The following is a 19,926-nucleotide window of genomic DNA, read 5'->3' as shown; positions in this document are numbered from 1 at the left end:
TTTAGATAACCTCTGTTGACTGCTCTTTCACTAAAGAATCAGCATTAACAACAGTTAAACACGGTTCGATCAGCAAGTCAACGATGCCGTTACCGCAGGACTCAGTACAAGACTGAACTCTAAACATCGCCACATCAACACAGCGATCCAGATAAGTTAAATCTCCATCTACCGTTCCCACAACCCCAGCATTCAGAAAATAAACACCCGGATTCAGCAAACATTTAAAATGAAACTTCACTACAATTGTCGTTCCCGCTTCCACATACCTAACTGACTGAGTAGAAGCCTTCAAAGAAGCACCCGCCAACTCAAAACCGCTAATTGTTTTAACCAACATTCCAAACCTAACTTTGGAAGTTGACCGAGAGAAAATGACAGAGTAAGTATAAATATAATCTTGACGGCCGATCAAGTGATTTACCAGATTTCCCTTCAGCGTCTCGATGTGGGGGTTGATAATTTCCGCGCCGCGAGACGGATACCTTACCGTATTCGACGGTATCATCCCCGGATCGTAAAATTCATCGTAATATTCCTTGGGTTTAGAGAGATATTGATCCGGTTTAACTTCGGTCTTTGTGCTGTCTAAATTAGCATCCTGAAGCTGGTCTTGACTTTCCTGTTTGGTCAGTTGGTTCAGAGCTCGAATATCTGACTTCAACCCCTGAACCAGATCCGGGTCAGCATAAATCAGCTTTTGATACTTAGAAATTACCACCTTCGGAGTGTGAGCGAGCAGCAATTCACCGCTATCCATTAAAATCGCGGACGTACAAAGTTGCACCACAGAAGTAGCAGCGTGAGAAACAAATAAAATCGTTCCGCCACCTTCTTGAATGCTTTGCAAGCGGGCAAAACACTTGCGTTGAAAAGCTTCGTCGCCCACCGAAAGCGCTTCGTCAACCACCAAAATATCTGGCTCGACGCTAGTCGCAACGGCAAAAGCTAGCCTGACAAACATACCGCTAGAATAAGTTTTGACTGGCTGTTCAATGAAATCGCCAATATCAGCAAAAGCAGCGATATCGTCAAACTTTTCTTCAGTTTGTTTTTGATTGAATCCCAGCAACTGAGCGTTAAAAAACACATTTTGCCGCCCGGTAAATTCCGGGTTAAACCCGCTTCCGAGTTCCAACAAAGCGGAGACTCGCCCTTTAACCTCGACGCTTCCTGCGGTAGGAGTCAGCGTCCCCACAATTATTTGCAGGAGAGTGCTTTTCCCCGAACCGTTGCGACCGACGATTCCCAGAGTTTGTCCTTGAGGAATTTCCAGATTGATGTCGTGTAGGGCCCAAAATTCGTCAGCCAGTTTTTTGCTGGGGTAAATAATTTCCTTTAAGCGGTCTCCTGGACGATCGTACCGCTTAAAGCATTTGGAAACATTTTTGAGTGAAATTACATTTTCTGTCATCCGATTTTAGATTTTAGATTTTAGATTTTAGATTGATATTAGGTCCGCTCGAACAAAAAATAGGTTTGTAGTTAGTACGACCGCCCTCTAATTTTTATGAGGACTTGCATTCCTCACTACAAACACCTTTATTGGGATTTTAGATTGAAGAATTGACTGTAGATCTCAAACATATTTACAGCACGTCAGCAAAAGCGGGACGCAAACGCCGGTAAACCGCCAAACCTCCACAAAATATAGCAGCAGAAATTAGCGTGGCGACACCCCATTCGCCCCAATGCTTAACTTCTCCAAGCAGTATGAGGTCTCGATAAACCTCCGAGATGGCGGCCATTGGATTCAGCCAAAATATCCACACTCGCCACTCTTGGGGGATTACTGATGCTGGGTAGACGATCGGCGTCAAATAAAACCAAAAATTTAGAATAACACCTAATGTCTGAGGAATGTCTCGCAAAAATACAGTCAAGCCCGCTGTCAAATATCCCAAACCAGCAGTTATCAGCAACTGAGGCACCCACACCAGCGGCAGCAAGCATAAAGTAGCGTTGAGCTTTTGCGACGACACTGCTACTATGACAATCAAAGCTGCTAAACCCAGAGAACTTTCAAGAAAAGCTGTAAAAATCGGCACTAGGGGCAGCAAACCGAGAGGAAATACCACTTTTTTCACTAAATTCGGCTGCCCCACCACCGATACTCCCGACTTGATCAAACCGCTGGTGAAGGCAGTCCAAGGCAGCAAACCTGCAAACAACCAGACTCCAAATGTAATGTCGCTGTTTTCTGGGAAGCCTGCAAGGCTTAGCTTTACCTTGAGGACGATCGAAAATACGTATGTGTAAATCACCAATTGCGATAGCTGATTCAGCAGCGGCCACAAATTGCCCAGAATCGAGCCTTTGTATTGAGCTTCCAAGTCCCGGCGCACCAATGTTGCCAGCAGATTCAGCTTCGCCCAGCGCCGGGGCGTACTTGCGGGCAGCCTGCCACCCACCCTTCGGGCTTTTTGGGCAACTCCTTTCACCGTTCTCAGCAATTTTTTCGCCCTCGTTCACTACCTTCACACCTAAATCAACTCAAGCTACAATTGTGCAGCTTTTGCTAAACCGCAATTATTCCACAGCCCCGTCGCTTTGATCAAGCATCTGCCACCCTGGCTTGGGCTTCTTCCTTCTTTCTTCTTTCCCCTTCCTTCGGAGGTTATTTTAGCCGATCGCCGATCGCACTGCCGAACCGATCGCTAGTTTTTGCTCGTCGTCGTAGCCCCACCGCCGGAAAAATTCTTCGTACTCGCCGTTGGCATCCTGCAAACTTTCTAGCATTTGCGACGCTATAGTTTGACAGGCCGGCATTTGCAGGATTTGAATTAAATTGCGCGATCGCTCCTGCACTCTAGCAGAACGGGCCGCCATTTCCTCCTTTTGCTGGCGCGAATGATGCACGACCATTGCCGCCGACATCGCCAAATTTTTCACCAGCAGTTCTGCTACGATCTCAGGAGCCGATCGCAGCGCCTCAACTACTCCGGGTGACGGGCGATCTGCCTCCTGTCGGTCGTCCGTTAGATAGGTGACAAAAAACCCCCTAGCACCGTTCTGTGTTTTCACCAGAGAAGCCACAGCTTGCTCGATGTCGGCTTGTAAAAGTCGATCGGCCTCCATGAACGAGAGTAAAGATTGAGTCAGCTCGATCGCCTCCTCAAAAGTTATGCTTTCCGATGCTAATAAAGAAGATGGAATACTCATAACGAACTCAATAATTGTCAAAATTCTGCCAATAATTGTAAACAATTCCCGCTGCCTGCTCGCAGATAAATATGGCTATTATCTCCTCCAAACAACAGCCCTCCGACCAAAATCTACCCGAAGACATAGCCCCAGCCCGGGTTCCCCGCAAAAAAGCCGCCAAACCCCAGCCGGAATCTCTGGTAGAAGCGCAAGAGTTACCCGACGAAATCAACAGCAAACAAGACGACAAAATCCGACCCCAGCGCTTAGCTGAATACATCGGGCAAAAAGACTTAAGAGAAGTTTTGGCGATCGCAATTGCAGCCGCCAAATCTCGCGGCGAACCTATGGATCACCTGTTACTCTACGGGCCGCCCGGGTTGGGCAAAACCACAATGTCGCTAATTCTAGCAGCAGAAATGGAAGTTGAATGCAAAATCACCACCGCCCCAGCGTTAGAAAAACCGCGAGATATTGTCGGATTGCTGATCAACCTCAAAGCAGGCGACGTGCTGTTTATCGACGAAATTCACCGTCTATCTAAAGTTACAGAAGAAATCCTCTATCCGGCGATGGAAGACTGTCGGTTAGATATTACGATCGGTCAAGGCAAAAGCGCCAAGATCCGCAGCATACCCCTGAAACCGTTTACCTTAGTAGGAGCAACCACAAAAGTCGGGTCCCTCACATCTCCATTGCGCGATCGCTTCGGCTTGATTCAAAGATTGCGCTACTACGAAATAGACGAACTCAGTCTAATTGTCCAAAGAAGCGCCCAAGTTCTCGACACTCAAATCACCCCAGAAGGAGCTACAGAAATTGCCCGCCGATCTCGCGGAACCCCCCGGATCGCTAACCGCTTGCTGCGACGAGTTAGAGACTACAGCGAAGTCAAAAATTTAAAGCCAATTGATGCAGAAGTTGCCTCAGTAGCCCTGGAATTATTCAACGTCGATCCGCTAGGTTTGGATTGGACAGATCGGCGGATTTTGACAGCAATGATCGAGAACTTTAACGGCGGCCCAGTGGGCTTAGAAACCCTCGCAGCTTCTACAGGAGAAGATACTCAAACCATTGAGGATGTATACGAACCTTATTTAATGCAAATCGGATTGTTGCAGCGGACAAGTCGCGGAAGAATGGTAACGGTTGCTGCTAGAAAACACTTGGGTTTACTCGATGAAAAGGAGTAAAAAATGGTACAGATACAAAAAACAAAAATACTAACTTTGTCAGAGTTTCTCAAACTGCCAGAAACAGAACCAGCTAGCGAATATATCGACGGTCAAATCATCCAAAAGCCTATGCCACAAGGAAAACATAGCCGGATTCAAGGTGAATTAGTCCCGGCTATCAATGTCGCAGTTAAAAATCAGAAAATTGCCTTAGCTTTTCCTGAATTGCGGTGTACTTTTGGCGGTAGATCAATTGTGCCAGATGTCACAGTATTTACTTGGGAAAGAATACCAGTTGATGAAAATGGGGATGTTGCTAATGTATTTGAAACTTACCCAGATTGGACAATTGAAATTCTGTCTCCAGCCCAGAGTCAAACTAAAGTAACGGGGAATATTTTACACTGTCTGAAAAACGGCACTAAAATGGGTTGGCTGATAGATCAGATGGTGCAATCGGTATTAATTTATCCCCCTGGAAAGCAACCGGAAATTTTAGCAAAACCAGAAGAATTGTTGCCGGTTCCAGATTGGGCAGCAGAATTGCGACTGACGGTAGGAGATTTGTTTGGGTGGTTAAAACTATAGCAGAAGTCAATCGATTTTAGATTTTAGATTTTAGATTTTAGAATCGACCCCACGGATGAATCCGGGGGCGAAGACAAGATGATTCGGAGCTTTTTTCTCCCTCCACGGATGAATCCGGGGACCCGGACATAATTACTTTCGGTCAGTTGACAGTTGACAGTTGTTATTTGTTATTCGGTACTAATAATTTTCCCGGCTGTGCCTCCAATTACCAATTACTAATTCCAATTACAATTACACATTACCAATTACTAATTCCAATTACGCATTACCAATTACCAATTCCCCATGTTAATATCCCTCCGAATAGAAAACTTTGCTCTAATTGACTGCCTGGATCTAGAGTTTGGCCCGAGTTTAAACGTATTTACAGGGGAAACCGGCGCTGGTAAATCGATTATCCTAGATGCGATCGATGCAGTTTTGGGCGGGAAAGTCGATCGCCGATCGATTCGCACCGGAGCAGCGCGGGCAATATTGGAAGCTACCTTTGAATTGGACAAAGCCGCAGCTTTGTGGCTGGGCGAGCAAGAAATCGAACCCATAGACGGAAATTTAGCCGTTTGCAGCCGGGAAATTAACGCATCGAGCGGTGTTCTGCGTACCAGATCCCGCTTGAACGGAATTCTCGTCAACCGCCAGTTAATGGATCAACTGCGCGATCGGCTGGTCGAAATTACCGCCCAAGGCCAAACCGTTCACCTCGGACAAGAAACCCTCCAGCGAGAATGGCTCGATTTATACGGCGGCAAAAAGCTCGCGGAAGCGCGATCGATCGTCGCCTCCGCGTGGCTGGGAGCCAACAGCGCCAAAACCGCCCTCAAACGCAGGCGTCAGTCGGAACAGCAGCGACTGCAAAGACTTGATTTGTTAGAATACCAAGTCCGAGAACTCGGCGAAGCCCACATCGAAGACGCCGACGAACTCGAACAGCTAGAACACGAATCAATCCGGCTAGCCCACGTCGTCGAATTGCAGCAGCAGAGTTACCAAGTCCACCAAGCCCTGTACCAAAACGACGGCGACAGCGCATCAGCCGCCGACTTGTTGAGCAAAGCCGAAGTAATTTTAAGCGACATGGTGGTTTACGATGTGCAGTTGCAACCAATCCTAGAAATGGTGAGCGATGCTTTAGCTCAAGCCACAGAAGCCAGCAGGCAAATTAGCAGCTACGGCGAACAATTAGAGGCAGATCCCGAAAGACTCGAAGAAGTAGAAGATCGGATTCGCGAACTCAAACAAATTTGTCGCAAATACGGGCCGCTCAAAGAAGCGATCGCTTACTACCAAAGCATTCAAAACGAACTAAACGAACTTTTAGAAGGAGGCGAGTCAATGGAAGCCTTAGAACTCGCATATCAGACCGCTTTAGAGCAATTAAAAGACGCTTGCAGCCACCTCACCACCCTGCGACGCGAAGCAGCCCTCAAACTAGAAACGCACCTCGTAGGAGAACTTAAGCCGTTAGCAATGGAAAAAGTGCAATTTCAAGTCGAGATTTCGCCTTGTACCCCAACCGGTACCGGTGCCGACCAAATCGCCTTTTGTTTCAGCCCCAATCCGGGCGAACCTTTGCAACCTCTGGGCGCGATCGCCTCCGGGGGAGAAATGAGCCGCTTTCTGCTCGCCATCAAAGCCTGTTTTTCCCAAATAGAAAGTGCCGGTACGCTGATTTTTGACGAAATTGACGCCGGAGTCTCCGGGAGAGTCGCCGGGGCGATCGCCAAAAAACTCTACCAACTTTCCGACAAACACCAAGTTCTCTGCGTCACCCACCAGCCGCTGATCGCCGCGATGGCTGATTTTCATTTTCGCGTCAACAAACAGACGATCGAAGCAGAACCGAGTATCGAGGAACCCGCAGCCGACTCCGAACCAGTCGAACGCACAGTAGTCAGAGTTGCCGCTCTCAACAGCGAGCAGCGGCGGGAAGAACTCGCCCAACTCGCCAGTGGCCGGTCAGCAACAGAAGCCATCGCCTTCGCCGAATCCCTGCTTGTCGAAGCCGCCGGATTGCGCCAAACTCAGTCAGCCCAACCCCCGATCGGACCCTCAAGCCGATCGGGGGGTTAAAAGGCGGAGTTTTTTTAGAGTCGGAGGTTACACTAAAAATGTCAACCGCAAATTTTACAAAAAAAAAAAGCTGAAAGCCCCGTGAATTTAGCGGGATGAAAGCTAAGAGCACCAAAATAGAGAGAAATTCTAGTTAAAAACCACAATTGTGTAGAGAAGGGCACACATCACTAGCAACTCGTAGTGTCACAATTGCGGCTAGTCCCACAAGATCGCCCCTCTTTCAGCAGTCCTCCCGCCAGTACGCATTCATGTTACTGCGGGCGATCGGCTCAAAGATAGGCAGAACCTACTTAAACCAGGTACGCACAATGTCAAAATCAGTTAATAAACAATTTAAACAAGATTCGCGATCTCTAAAAAGATTGCAGCACTCCCACCGCCTCGTTACTCTCCCAATCTCCTTTCAGCAGCAAGGTCAACTGAATTTCCCTTGCCTTGTGGTCGGAGTTCTGTAAACTGGGAAATACTTTCACACATAATTGAGTTTTGTGCGACAGGTGACTCACCAATGAACTTGCCCGCTCTCCTAGCTTAGAGACTAACCCTTACGCTTAAGATTCTGTAAAGGTCTATGAAATCTGCATCTCCCAATCTGCCAGCTATGGAAAACAACATGACAGTGACAGTAGAGGCTACTGTTGTCAGTGAAAAGGATGATTTTACTGGTGTCAGTGAAAAGAATCATTTTACTGGTCTCAGTGAAAAACATCAGGAACAATATTCTCAGGATTCCTCTAGCAGTAGCGCCCTTGCCAAAAGTCCAGGATTATCCAATGTTCTCGATATCCTAAATAAGGAGAGCTTTACAGAAGTAGTTAAGGAAGTAGAAGACAAACTTAAGGTTGTCAATCAAACCCTGGGAATGCTCGACAATATCCTGGAGAGCCAGGGATTTGACGCCATCCTCAACGAGATGTTGCAGTCGATTACCCGGAAAACCGGGGAATTGCTGAATGCCGATCGCAGCACGATATTTTTATTAGACGAAGAAAAAAATGAACTCTGGGCGATCGTCGCTAAAGACGAAAATGGCAAAAACCTAGAACTCAGATTTCCCGCCCATGTGGGCATTGCGGGAGAAGTAGCCACGGAAAAAAAAGTGGTGAACATTACTTATGATTTTTATAACGACCCCCGCTCGACTAACGCAAAAAAAACTGACAAAGAAACAGGATATCGCACTTATACAATGCTGGCGATGCCCCTGATCAACGAAGAAACAGGAGAGTTAGTAGCAGTCGTTCAACTGATTAATAAACTCAAGCCCAACCACGAACATTACGGTATTTTAGAGGAGCAGATTGACAAGGCAGGATTTACTCAAGAAGACGAACAAGTTTTTCGAGAATTTGCCCCGTCGATTCGCCTAATTCTAGAGTCTTCTAAATCTTTCTACGCAGCAACTCAAAGACAGCGAGCCGCGACAGCGTTGATGAACGCCGTCAACGCTCTTTCTCAGAGCGGTTTAGACTTAGAAGATACCCTAAAAAGGGTGATGGATCAGGCAAAAGAACTGATGAATGCCGATCGCAGCACCCTGTGGCTGATCGATGAAGATAAAGACGAACTCTGGACGAAAATCCCGACAGCCGACAGCGTGAAAGAACTTCGCATACCCAGAACAGCAGGTTTTGCAGGCATCGTCGCCGAATCCGGCGAACCGCTGTTGATTCCCTTTGACGTATACGATGACCCCCGCGCCGAAACTTCCAAAAAAACCGACCAACAAACTGACTACCGTACTTGCAGTATGCTATGTATGCCAGTTTTTAATGCAGACAAGAAATTGATTGGAGTCACCCAATTAGTTAATAAAAAACGGCAAGGAGAATACCCCCCCTACAACCCGGTAGATTGGCCGCACGCCCCCGATCAGTGGAAAGCGAGTTTCAATCGCAACGACCTGGAATTTATGAAGGCGTTTAACATTCAAGCAGGAGTCGCGCTGCAAAACGCCAAACTGTTTGCAGAAGTCAAACAGCAAGAACAAAGACAAAAAGATATGCTGCACGCCTTGACTAACGGCGTGATTTCTACAGATAAAAAAGGCAATATAGTAGCGACCAATCCCAGTGCCAAAAAATTACTCGGTGTCAGCGATGCAGAATTAGCCGAAGGTCAATCTTTGCGAGAGTTAATTAAGTTAGAAAAAGGAGATTTTGCCAAATGGTTTGATGCGTCTTTGTTTCCAGAAGACGATAACGACCGCCAGCAGTATTACCCGGATCAAGTTTTGCTTTCCTGGGAAGGAGAAGCGCAGAGTATCAATCTTTCGATTAATTCAATGACTGACGCTACAGATCCCAGCAAGGTCAACGGCGCGTTAGTTGTCATGGAAGATATTAGCAGCGCCAAGCAAGTCAAAAACTTGATGTACCGTTACATGACGCCAGAAGTAGCCGAAGCTTTGTTAGCTTCAGGGGATACTGGATTGGGCGGCAAGCGCAAAAACGTTTCGGTGCTGTTCTCAGACATTCGCAGCTATACCACACTTACGGAAAAATTGCAAGCCGAAGAAGTGGTAGTGATGCTGAATAAATATTTTGAAGTGATGGTAGATGTCGTATTCGAGTACGGAGGGACTCTCGACAAATACATCGGCGACGCTCTGATGGCAGTTTTTGGCTCTCCAGCGCCCCTAGAGGATCATGCTTGGTGCGCCATGCAAACGGCAGTGAAAATGCGGGAAAAACTCGCTGAGTTTAATCGAGATCGCGTGGCAAATGGCGAATTGCCGATCGGCATCGGTATGGGCGTACATTCCGATGAAGTTGTCAGCGGCAACATCGGTAGTAGCAAACGCATGGAATTGACTTCTATAGGAGACGGCGTTAACCTCGCCTCTCGCTTAGAAGGCGCTAGCAAGCAATACGGCACCGACTTGATTATCAGCGACAATACTTACAGAGATTATGCCGATCGGCTCTACGTGCGAGAACTCGACTTTATTACTGTCAAAGGCAAAAGCGAACCCGTAATCGTTTACGAACTCGTCGGCATCCGCGAGGGATACTCGCCAGTGGGCAAGTCACTAACCGAAACGCAGCAAGAAATTATAGAACATTACACGAAGGGGCGCGAACATTACAAAACTCCTGTCAGGCAAAAACTCTCAGAAAGTGAGGTGAAAAACATCTTAAAGGATGTCGCCGAAATGCCAGAGGCAGAGATTAAAAAACTGTCCTACAATCTAGAGCAACAGTTGGAACAGGAACTAAAGAAGCTGTTATATCAACTGAAAAAGCTGTCAGAGTACGACCCAAAAAACCTGTCCGAAGCAGACAAACTCATCGTCCTGTTGCAGACAGAAATCCAACTGCTGAAATTGGAAGGCATCAAAAACCTCTCGGAAGACGAAGCCAAAATGCTGCTGCAAGCAAAAATCAAGCCCCTATCAGGGGACGATATTAAATACTTGCAAGAAGGCGAAGTCAAAAAGCTGTTGGAAGCAGACATCTTAGAACCATCAAATCCCCAAATCAAGCGGCTGAAACCTGCTGAGATCAGGCAGCTATTGCAGGCGAAAATTAAAAGTCGTGCCTGCGAGACAGTTGCAGAAATGTTAGATGAGGAATTTGAAAACCTGGGACTCGATCGGGTGAAAAAACTGCTGAGCGAGTTTAAGAAAGCTTTAGAACCAAAAGCCAAGCAAGCCTTTAAAGACGCTGAACGCGAATTTAACGCCGTTCTGGAAGTTGACCCGAAAAACAAGGCAGCTAAATTGCACGTCGATCGCTGTATGTTATTTCAACATCGGTTTTCAGACGTACTCAACTGGGATGGCGTGTGGAATCTCACAGAAAAATAGCAGTAGCCCACAGCAAATCCTCGCGGTGGCGTCAGGGATCGGGGCGGGGGCGATCGCGATCGGGGGTGCGCCTCCCATCCCACCACCAATTAACCTTAATATCCTATTGAGGTAATTGTAAATAAGCTCCAACAGGTATTATGGTTATATAACCGGATTTGAACTTGCCAGCGAGATGCCGGGGTTTCACCCTACGTGTTTCGTTCGCACTACATACCGCAACAAACTTAGCACTTATATTATTTGAAGCGCTTAAAAATAGTTATGACTGGCGGCAGCGTTACCCGGTTTCTGAGAAAAATATTGGAGAAAGGCGACGAAACATCCGATCGCAAACCGGGTTTATCACCCCGCCCGCCTAAGTCTTAATAGCGTTAGCGGCTCCTAAAAAAAGCTTCCTTCGCAGATAGTCAATGTTCTAGTCTTAGATATAGAAAATCACTAGCGTCAGTTATGAATAATTGGAATTCGCAATCGGGAGATGTTGAGTGGGTAGACCAGGTTTACCAACTATTGCTGGAGATTGCTCGGAGCTCCCTGTCAGATATCCCCAGAATCCCGGAAAACATCACTGTTAAGGCTATCCCTCTGATCCAGAAGGTACAAAGCATTCAGCAAAGACCTGACGGGCAAGTGTTCAAATCCGGTTCCTTTTCAGTAAACGATCGCGAATGGGTCGATCGAGTCTGCCAACTATTGGTAGAACTAACCAGCGCGTCTTTGTCCGAACAGCCCAAAATGCCGGAAAACCTTGCAGGCAGATCTTTAGCCCTCGCGGATCGAGCACAAAAAATTAAAGAAGATATTGAAGAAAATGCAGCCAAAACCCCAGCAGATGAAGATGACAATTCCTTACAGTCTCCAGACGCGCTGCTTTCCCTCTTGCACCACAGTTTGAAAACTCAGCGCGCCAAAAGCTACAACCCCGATGCCCCCGAATGGCAGCAAGTATTGAGCCTGCTCGACGTAGTGCAGTCAATTTACAAGCAAATCGAAAATTAAATTCAACGTTAACTCAGGCGCGTCTTTATTGTGCGAGAAAGCTGGCTCTTAAAGGCAGTTGCTCTTTGACAGAAATTTTTTTTCCGTAGCCCGAACATTTCCGATTATTGCGCTTTTGTCAACTACACTAGGTTTAATCGGTTCTAGGGCAAGAGAACATGAGCGGACAAAACATCGGCGATTTGTCAAAAGAAATATTAGCCGATCGCTATCAGTGCGATCGGCGACTCGGCAAGCAAGCAGGACGGCAAACCTTACTCGCCCGCGACTTAAAAACCCAACAGCAAGTAGTCGTCAAACTCCTCTCCTTCAGCAGCGACTTTAACTGGGAAGACTTAAAACTGTTCCAGCGAGAAGTCGAAACCTTAAAATCCCTATCCCATCCGGCAATTCCCCGATATCTCGACTCCTTTGAAATCGACACCCCCAACCGCAAAGGCTTCGCCCTCGTTCAGACTTACATCGAAGCCAAATCCCTGCAAGAATACCTCTCAGACGGCCGCACCTTCAGCGAAAGCGAAGTCAAACAATTAGCCGCAGCATTATTAGACATCCTCGCCTACCTGCACCAGCGACAGCCCCCGGTGATTCACCGCGACATTAAACCCAGCAATATTTTACTCAAAAATCGATCGGGCAACAGCGTCGGCGAAGTTTACCTAGTCGATTTCGGTGCAGTTCAAACCCTAGCAACCCAACAGGGAAAAACAGTCACCGTTGTCGGCACGTATGGCTATATGCCGCCCGAACAATTTGGCGGGAGGGCCGTTCCCGCTTCCGACTTGTACGGCTTGGGAGCAACCTTAATCGCCTTAATTACCAAGCAGCATCCTGCCGACTTGCCGCAGAAAGATTTGCAGATCGAATTCGATGAATTCACCCAACTAAGCCCCGCTTTTACCAATTGGCTGAAGTGGATGACGCATCCGAGTTTAGAGCGCCGTCCCGCCTCAGCCCAAATAGCAAAAGAAGTGCTAGAAAAACCACAGGAAATAAATAAATATTCCCAGACATTGAGACTGGGGAAAATTGTGAGCAGCGCCAGGGTGTTCGCAACTGCGATCGGCTACAGCACCTTGACAGGAGCTATAGCTGTAGGAGCTTGTGCAGCTATTTACAGCACCTTTCTTATGGGGATATTGGGGACAATTATCGGAGGAATCCTGGGTATTGTTCTCGGCTTGCTGCTGGGTGTGGAGAACGGAATAATCGTCGGAATTGTGACGATATCGAGTTTTTACCCCCTAACTAATCCCAAATCTCACCGACAGGTTTTAACTGCAATTAGTATTGGAATCTCCACCTTGACAAGCATCGTCTTCTTTCAAATGATGCATTTTAGTCCTGTATTGGATTCCAATTATATTTTCGTGGTGATTGCACCGTCGCTAATTGCAGGACTGTCAATGGGGGCAAGTACCAAGTCTATTGCCCGGTGGTATCAAAAAGAAAGTGGACTGTAATCTACAATTTACACTTTTGGACAAACTCAGACTCCTAGAAACCGGGTTTTTACGAAAATACTCCGTTACCAACGCCAGACTCGCTAAAAAACCCGGTTTCTGAACTCCGACGCTCCCCTCAAGTTAAAATTAAGGTAAAAAACATGACCAGCAAAATATTAGCAGAACGCTACGAAGTGCAGCGACAACTGGGAAAACAAACTGGTCGCCAAACGCTGCTGGCTCGTGATTTGCAAACTCAAAAATTAGTTGTTATCAAACAGCTATTCCTCGGCAGCGATTTTGAATGGCAAGACCTCAAGTTATTTCAACGGGAAGCGGAAACTTTAAAAGCACTCGATCACCCAGCAATTCCTCGTTACCTCGACTATCTAGAAATTGACGAACCAGACAGCAAAGGATTTGCCTTGGTACAGACTTATGTAGAGGGGAAAACTTTGGAAGATCATTTGCGATCTGGGCGTACTTTTAGCGAAAGCGAGGTGAAAGAATTAGCTAAATCGCTGTTAGAAATTTTGATTTATTTGCACGAGCAAAAGCCGCCTGTCATTCACCGCGATCTTAAACCCAGCAATATTTTACTGCACAGCAGATCCGGTCACTCGGTGGGAAAAGTTTATTTAGTTGATTTTGGTTCGGTGCAGAACCAAGCGGCAAAATTGGGCGGTACGATTACAGTAGTCGGAACATACGGATATATGGCACCGGAACAATTTGGCGGGCGCTCGGTTCCGGCTTCTGACCTCTACGGTTTAGGCGCAACTTTAATTTATTTGGTAACGGGTTTGCATCCTACGGAACTGCCACAGCAGGATTTGAGAATTCAATTTGCCGATCGGGTAACGCATCTCAATTATAATTTAATTGATTGGCTGGAGTGGATTACAGAACCAAGTTTAGACCAACGGTTATCTTCGGCTGGGGAAGCATGGCACTCGCTCAAAAATCCCCGCCCGATAGACCAAACTCCTATGGAATTGCAGCCACCAGGCAGCGAGATTAAACTCACAAAAAATTCTGAATTTATAGAAATTGTAATTCCGCCACAAGGAGTAGGTTTCGGTTTAGTTGCCCTGCTTTCGGCTGCAATTGCTGCGAATTCTCCCTCATTCGTCAATGTTTTTAACTTGCCAGAGGACGACGGTACAATCACTAATTTACCACCGATAGATTCCAAACTTATTATGCTAGCAGGAGGTTTCTTAGCTGTGGTAGGAGTAATGTTTCTGTTTGCACTATTTCGGGAATTGCGTCTCAGAATCGATCGCCAGCAAATCTCCTGTAGCAGCAATCTACTGGGGTTGAGATGGAATCATTCCAAGCCAGCCCCCAGACAGGATATTTGTCAGTTGGAAATTGAAGAAATTGAAGACACTAGGCGTTACCCGCCACAAAAATCATGGCGTGCTTATCAGTTGATTATTCAAGCCGGCAACCAAACATATCAACTAGGAGTGAAGCAGAAACTAAGTGAATCAGAAATAGAGTGGTTAGCAACAGAACTTAGCCAGTGGTTGGGATTGAAAATTCAAAGAACTTTGACAGACGGTTGAATGACTAAGCTGTCGTGGATTTAAATTACATATTGTCTGTTCCCCGTTTCCCGTTCCCTGTTCCCTTTTACCAAATCCTCACACCCTATTTAAATGCACAACAGCTTACATGGTAAATATGAAAATATCTCCCTCGCCCAAACCAAGCATTCCCCTCTCAAACTGTGGGATGGGCGTCCCGCCCGTCCGGTGTTCGCAGAAAGTGGGACACCCCACAAGCCTCATCCTCAAATTGTGCCACGCCGATCGCACTCCCCCGCTTTCGGTCAATCTCATGCAGCCGGAAGGCCCGATCGCCCGTAAAATGCTATCAAAGGGATTTGGCAAGTAGCACTCATCCCAATCATCTGTTAACTTGGAGATATTGTTGTGGACTTATCGCTAATTCCGGCACAGCCGAAACCAGGACTGCTCAACGTCCTCATCGAAATTACCGCCGGTAGCAAAAACAAGTACGAATTTGATAAAGACTTGCAAGCCTTTGCTCTCGATCGGGTGCTTTCTTCCTCTGTCCAATATCCGTGCGACTACGGCTTCATACCCAATACCTTAGCCGATGATGGCGACCCCCTCGACGGCCTGGTGATGATGGATGAACCCACATTTCCAGGGTGCATAATCGCAGCCCGTCCGATCGGAATGCTGGAAATGATCGACGGAGGCGACAGGGACGAAAAACTTTTGTGCGTTCCCGACAAAGACCCCCGCTACGCTCACTATAAGTCCCTCAAAGACGTAGCCCCCCACCGCTTGGACGAAATAGCCGAATTTTTTAGAACCTACAAAAATTTGGAGAAAAAAGTCACGGAAATTCTGGGTTGGCAAGATGTCGATCTAGTAATGCCCTTAGTGGAAAAGTGCATCGCAGCCGATCGCAAATAAGCCCCTAGCCCGCACTCCTCGACTGCAACCCGACTAAAAACTCAGGGGGCCGAACTTAAGGCAATCGCTGCACGTCGAGGGATGCAGTCGAGGAACAGGTGGGTAGAATGTTAACTCAGTCTTGAATGCCGACTCACCGGAACGGCATTCCTCAAAACCGCGCCCCCGCCCCAATCTTGAAAAAAATACTACTCCTAGAGTAAGATGAAGCGCAAATTATACCCCTGGCGAATGCGTTCTAGGTTTGAGGAAACTTTACCCTAACACTTAGATCGATCGGCACTATCTTAATCTCAGAACACAGAACACGCCGGGCAGCCTGCAGGGTGCAAAAAATCATCTCTCCAGCGTGACATCTCCTACACCAACCGGTACGGTTTAGGCTTGTAACAGCCCAAGTGTTAGGCACTCGGAGGGTTCTCGGATAAAGCGTTTTATAGTACGGACTGCTAAAAACTAAAAACTAAAAACTAAAAACTAAGATTTCAACTCCCAAGTTCCTGCCGCCAAAACTAAAAAAAATGCCAGATTCCGCACCCTCTCTACCCAATCCACAGCCTTCCGATCGCAAAGCCACTATGGAAAATAGTCCTTTGACCGAGTTTGTCGTTCAGTTTTGGGGCGTGCGGGGCAGCATCGCCACCCCCGGCACCAAAACACTGCGCTACGGAGGCAACACCTCCTGTGTAGAAATGCGCTTGGGCAAAAAACGGCTGATCTTTGACGGTGGTACGGGCCTGCGAGTTCTGGGCCTCAATCTGCTGCGGCAAATGCCGGTGGAAGCCCATATGTTTTTTAGTCATACTCACTGGGATCACATTCAAGGGTTTCCGTTCTTTACTCCTGCCTTTATCCCGGGGAACTGCTTTCACATTTACGGTGCGATCGCCCCCAACGGCACTACAATCAAACACCGTCTTGCCGACCAAATGCTGCACCCCAATTTTCCCGTCCCCATCCAGGTGATGCAATCAGACCTCAAATTCAACGATTTGACGCCTGGGGATATTCTCGAACTCGACGATGTGAAAATAGAAACGGCACTGCTGAACCATCCCAACACCGCGATCGGATATCGAGTCACCTGGGAGGGACACACAGCCGTCTACTGCACCGATACAGAACACTTTCCCGATCGCCTGGACGACAACGTGTTACACCTAGCTCGCAACGCCGACGTGCTGATTTACGACGCCAACTACACCAACGAAGAGTATTACGACTTCAAAACCCCAAAAGTCGGCTGGGGACACTCGACTTGGCAAGCAGGAGTAGAAATAGCGAAAGCTGCTGGAGTCAAAAAAATCGTGATGTTTCACCACGATCCGGGTCACGACGACAATTTTCTCGATCGTACAGAAGCAGAGGTGCAGGCAGCGTTCGCCAATAGCTGCTTAGCCCGCGAAGGCATGAGCATACCAGTGATTTAACCAAAAATAAATTCAGAATTATGAAACAGGAAAAACCCCGCAAACGTCGCAGAGTAGGCTTGCGGGGGCTTTACTCAACGTTGCTAGTGTTGATAATTGTCTGCTGTACCTGCGGCGGATGGGTTGCAGCTCAGACTGCCTACTCTGGCACTCCGGCCCGACTTGCTCAGGTGTCTCCGATCGAGGATACTGGAACTGTCGATCGCATTCCCGAACGCTACCAACTCGGAAAGCAACTGTACCTAGAAAACTGCGCCACCTGTCACATCGCTTTACCGCCGCAAGTATTACCTACAGAAACTTGGCGCAGGTTGCTGCAAGATCCCCAACACTACGGGCAAACCCTCAAACTCCTAGTAGACCCGCCCCGCCTGCTAGTCTGGAACTACCTGCAAACTTTTTCCCGTCCCCAAGCCCAAGACGAAGAACTCGCCTACCGAGTCGCCAGTTCTCGCTATTTCAAAGCTCTGCACCCCAAAGTCAAAATGTCACAACCCGCAAATATCAGCAGTTGCGTTACTTGTCACCCCGGCGCGTCTCAATACAATTTCCGCAAGCTTACCGCCGAGTGGGAAAACTCTCCGTAGCGAAGATTAAGTTCGTAATTATATCCGAGTGCGATCGTCTCGCTCGCACTAACCAGAAAACGGCGATCGCATTCTGAACTAGAGACTTATCTCAAAGTGTGGGTGCGATCTTTCTATTTATGCTTACGGGGCATCGCACCTTACCCTCATCAATAACTCTGGCGGCTAACGGTGAAGTTGTGCGACTGCCGATAACGTCTGTTGCCAAACCTGCCAAACTTGCTAGTCGGTTCCAACCGAGTGGTTAGCTATGGCTCGATCGGCATAGAAGTAAAAAATCTGTGCCTTTAACTACTTTTTGAGCAATTGTTATGATATCTTAACTTTAACGGAGGCTAGTTCAGACAATTTAAGAACCCCTGGTTATCAAGTAACCTGATTTATGATTGACAGTAAAAAAATTCGACTGAAATGGGAAAGTTATTGGTTTAAAACCTTTGGGAGATGGAGCTCGTGTCCGTTGACCTGCCCAGTAGACAGACCTCATCCTCGGCATATTGTTTGGAGTTGGATTGGCAGTTTTTTGGCAATTACTGCAACGTCCTATCTTGCTGTAAAAACTAATTCTCCTTTACTAATGGCTCCGTTTGGCGCTACCAGCGTTCTGATATTTGGTGTCCCCGACAGCCCTTTGGCTCAACCCCGGAATGTCATTGGGGGCAATTGCTTAGCTGCTCTCACGAGTTTAATGATTCTGCATTTTGTCGGTTCTTCTCCCTGGGCGATGGGAATGGCTGTTTCTAGTGCGATCGGAATTATGCAGATTACCAGAACTCTACATCCCCCTTCGGGAGCAGTTGCCTTAGTCGTCATGATGACCCAACCAGACTGGAAATTTTTGCTAACACCGGCTTTTGAGGGATCGATAATCTTGGTCTTGTGCGCCGTCATCTTTAATAATTTAGCTGCAGAAAGGACGTATCCCAATCACTGGTTATAGCCTTGTCTGTAATGATTTCATCCTGCCCTTGGGAGCACCACTCAAAATCTGGATGCTCCCTCGATTCCTTCTTCCTTCTTTCTGCCATCCGTTACATCCCGATCGCGTGCAACGGAAGCCGAACTTCCTGCTGCTAGATCGATCAAAAAACACTGATTTGTCCGGCGTTGGTCGAGATCCCTTTTGAAAGCGTTCCCAGGACTCCTTTAACTGAGCCGGCGCTGGATATTCGCGATCGTAAACCACCAGCACATTCGTCAAATTCCGTCCCGGCGGCAATAAAATCTGCCCCTGATGAGCCAAGCCCACCGAAGCGCCCCCGTCCAAATTCATCGCTTCAAAACAGCCAATCGCCTGCATAACTTTAGCTTCTGCTTCCAAAGACAAACTATCAAAAAAAGTTACCAAAAATAACTTATCTCTCGAAGCCGGAAAGCCGATCGCCGTTCTCGAACCCACGCCCAAAACATGAGAATCTTTAAAACCTTCCGATAAAGGAGACAGCCAAACTTTCCCCCCTTTAACCAATCTCGGCCCGCAAGTCAGAGAAAACCAATATTGACTCCAATCCGGCTTACCTTCAATTCTAGCCGTCACCATTTCCAATTGATTTCCCGCTTTAATTCCCAAAGTCGTGCCGTAATTTTCCCATCGGCTGTATTTCAGAAACTTACCCGCGGCCACCATATTTCCCAGCACAGATTTCTGCTCATCTTTACCAAAAAAAGTCCCGTTAGCAACAACAGCAGCCCGGTAACGCGCCACCATATTTTCAAAAGGTTCGTCGCCCCGCGTTACTTTAGAAGTATTGGCAAAATCTGCATTGTTAGCTAACCCAATTGTGATATAAATTTCTGGATCGGCGAGGTCAATAGTGGTTAGATAAAAACTTGCGCCAGCTACATTTTTGCTGCTGACTTGTAGGGGTTTTGCTTGCTTAGCAGAACGTTTGATAATTTGAGGTTGAGACGGCTGGACTGCAGGATAATTTTCGGGCGATTTTACAATAGGATTACTCGGCAGAGGTTGATTGTTTTTTCCCGATTTGACAATCGGATTGTTAAGGAGAGGTTGAGGAGTTTGATTTGATTGTATACTGGATAAAAAAGCGAGTAACTTTTGCCACAGTTGACCCGCCAGAGTCAAGAAACTATCTCGGTTTTGGGCGATCGCAAAATAGTCAGCCGCAAGCCGCGCCAAAGCTATGCCCGTTAAAAATAAAAAAGTGCGCCGCAGCATCGGGCGACAACCTTCAGACTGTTTGCGTTTAGACATAAA

General features: G+C 47.3%; 16 protein-coding genes. 12 read left to right on the top strand and 4 right to left on the bottom strand.

The window, feature by feature from the left end; all coding sequences use genetic code 11:
- Position 1: 1 nt before the first annotated feature.
- From OSC7112_RS01730 to OSC7112_RS01720, 3 genes are all read right to left on the bottom strand, one after another.
- A complete protein-coding gene (locus tag OSC7112_RS01730; protein ID WP_015174299.1) occupies positions 2 to 1,414 on the bottom strand; it encodes an ABC transporter ATP-binding protein in 1,413 nt (470 codons plus the stop codon).
- 175 nt (positions 1,415 to 1,589) lie between these two features.
- Positions 1,590 to 2,441 (bottom strand): ABC transporter permease, encoded by an 852-nt coding sequence (locus OSC7112_RS01725; protein ID WP_015174298.1) that lies wholly within the window; start codon positions 2,439 to 2,441, stop codon positions 1,590 to 1,592.
- Positions 2,442 to 2,622: 181 nt separating this feature from the next.
- The gene (locus tag OSC7112_RS01720; protein ID WP_015174297.1) at positions 2,623 to 3,162 is read right to left on the bottom strand and encodes a sll1618 family protein; all 540 of its coding nucleotides are present in this window, start codon (positions 3,160 to 3,162) and stop codon (positions 2,623 to 2,625) included.
- Positions 3,163 to 3,233: 71 nt separating this feature from the next.
- Between OSC7112_RS01720 and ruvB the strand changes: the two genes are divergently transcribed.
- From ruvB to OSC7112_RS01665, 12 genes are all read left to right on the top strand, one after another.
- Positions 3,234 to 4,337: a Holliday junction branch migration DNA helicase RuvB gene (gene ruvB, locus OSC7112_RS01715; RefSeq protein WP_015174296.1), complete on the top strand. Its 1,104-nt coding sequence runs from the start codon at positions 3,234 to 3,236 to the stop codon at positions 4,335 to 4,337.
- A gap of 3 nt (positions 4,338 to 4,340) precedes the next feature.
- Entirely contained in the window at positions 4,341 to 4,907 is a 567-nt protein-coding gene (locus tag OSC7112_RS01710; RefSeq protein WP_015174295.1) for a Uma2 family endonuclease, read from the top strand.
- A gap of 288 nt (positions 4,908 to 5,195) precedes the next feature.
- The gene (recN, locus tag OSC7112_RS01705) at positions 5,196 to 6,980 is read left to right on the top strand and encodes a DNA repair protein RecN (RefSeq protein WP_015174294.1); all 1,785 of its coding nucleotides are present in this window, start codon (positions 5,196 to 5,198) and stop codon (positions 6,978 to 6,980) included.
- A 574-nt stretch (positions 6,981 to 7,554) separates the two neighbouring features.
- Positions 7,555 to 10,791 (top strand): GAF domain-containing protein, encoded by a 3,237-nt coding sequence (locus OSC7112_RS01700; RefSeq protein ID WP_015174293.1) that lies wholly within the window; start codon positions 7,555 to 7,557, stop codon positions 10,789 to 10,791.
- Between the two features lie 453 nt (positions 10,792 to 11,244).
- On the top strand, positions 11,245 to 11,793 hold the full coding sequence (locus tag OSC7112_RS01695) for a hypothetical protein (protein WP_015174292.1): 549 nt from the start codon (positions 11,245 to 11,247) through the stop codon (positions 11,791 to 11,793).
- 158 nt (positions 11,794 to 11,951) lie between these two features.
- A complete protein-coding gene (locus tag OSC7112_RS01690; RefSeq protein WP_015174291.1) occupies positions 11,952 to 13,256 on the top strand; it encodes a serine/threonine protein kinase in 1,305 nt (434 codons plus the stop codon).
- Positions 13,257 to 13,399: 143 nt separating this feature from the next.
- On the top strand, positions 13,400 to 14,809 hold the full coding sequence (locus OSC7112_RS01685) for a serine/threonine protein kinase (protein ID WP_015174290.1): 1,410 nt from the start codon (positions 13,400 to 13,402) through the stop codon (positions 14,807 to 14,809).
- A gap of 93 nt (positions 14,810 to 14,902) precedes the next feature.
- The gene (locus OSC7112_RS37670; protein ID WP_150111469.1) at positions 14,903 to 15,112 is read left to right on the top strand and encodes a hypothetical protein; all 210 of its coding nucleotides are present in this window, start codon (positions 14,903 to 14,905) and stop codon (positions 15,110 to 15,112) included.
- Between the two features lie 66 nt (positions 15,113 to 15,178).
- Positions 15,179 to 15,691 (top strand): inorganic diphosphatase, encoded by a 513-nt coding sequence (locus tag OSC7112_RS01680; RefSeq protein ID WP_015174289.1) that lies wholly within the window; start codon positions 15,179 to 15,181, stop codon positions 15,689 to 15,691.
- Positions 15,692 to 16,212: 521 nt separating this feature from the next.
- Positions 16,213 to 17,121 carry an MBL fold metallo-hydrolase gene (locus OSC7112_RS01675; RefSeq protein WP_015174288.1) on the top strand — a complete coding sequence of 303 codons (909 nt, stop codon included), beginning with the start codon at positions 16,213 to 16,215 and terminating at the stop codon, positions 17,119 to 17,121.
- A 20-nt stretch (positions 17,122 to 17,141) separates the two neighbouring features.
- A complete protein-coding gene (locus OSC7112_RS01670) occupies positions 17,142 to 17,708 on the top strand; it encodes a dihem cytochrome c (protein ID WP_015174287.1) in 567 nt (188 codons plus the stop codon).
- Between the two features lie 382 nt (positions 17,709 to 18,090).
- Entirely contained in the window at positions 18,091 to 18,648 is a 558-nt protein-coding gene (locus OSC7112_RS01665; RefSeq protein WP_015174286.1) for an HPP family protein, read from the top strand.
- Here the strand turns inward: OSC7112_RS01665 and OSC7112_RS01660 are convergent.
- Positions 18,643 to 19,923 (bottom strand): phosphodiester glycosidase family protein, encoded by a 1,281-nt coding sequence (locus tag OSC7112_RS01660; RefSeq protein WP_015174285.1) that lies wholly within the window; start codon positions 19,921 to 19,923, stop codon positions 18,643 to 18,645. The two genes, OSC7112_RS01665 and OSC7112_RS01660, sit on opposite strands and share 6 nt — an antisense overlap.
- Positions 19,924 to 19,926: the final 3 nt, after the last annotated feature.

Origin of the sequence: Oscillatoria nigro-viridis PCC 7112, from assembly GCF_000317475.1 — a bacterium.
Lineage (GTDB): Bacteria > Cyanobacteriota > Cyanobacteriia > Cyanobacteriales > Microcoleaceae > Microcoleus > Microcoleus nigroviridis.
Note: the sequence above shows the minus strand (reverse complement) of the source record. Positions and strands in the feature narration are given on the sequence as shown.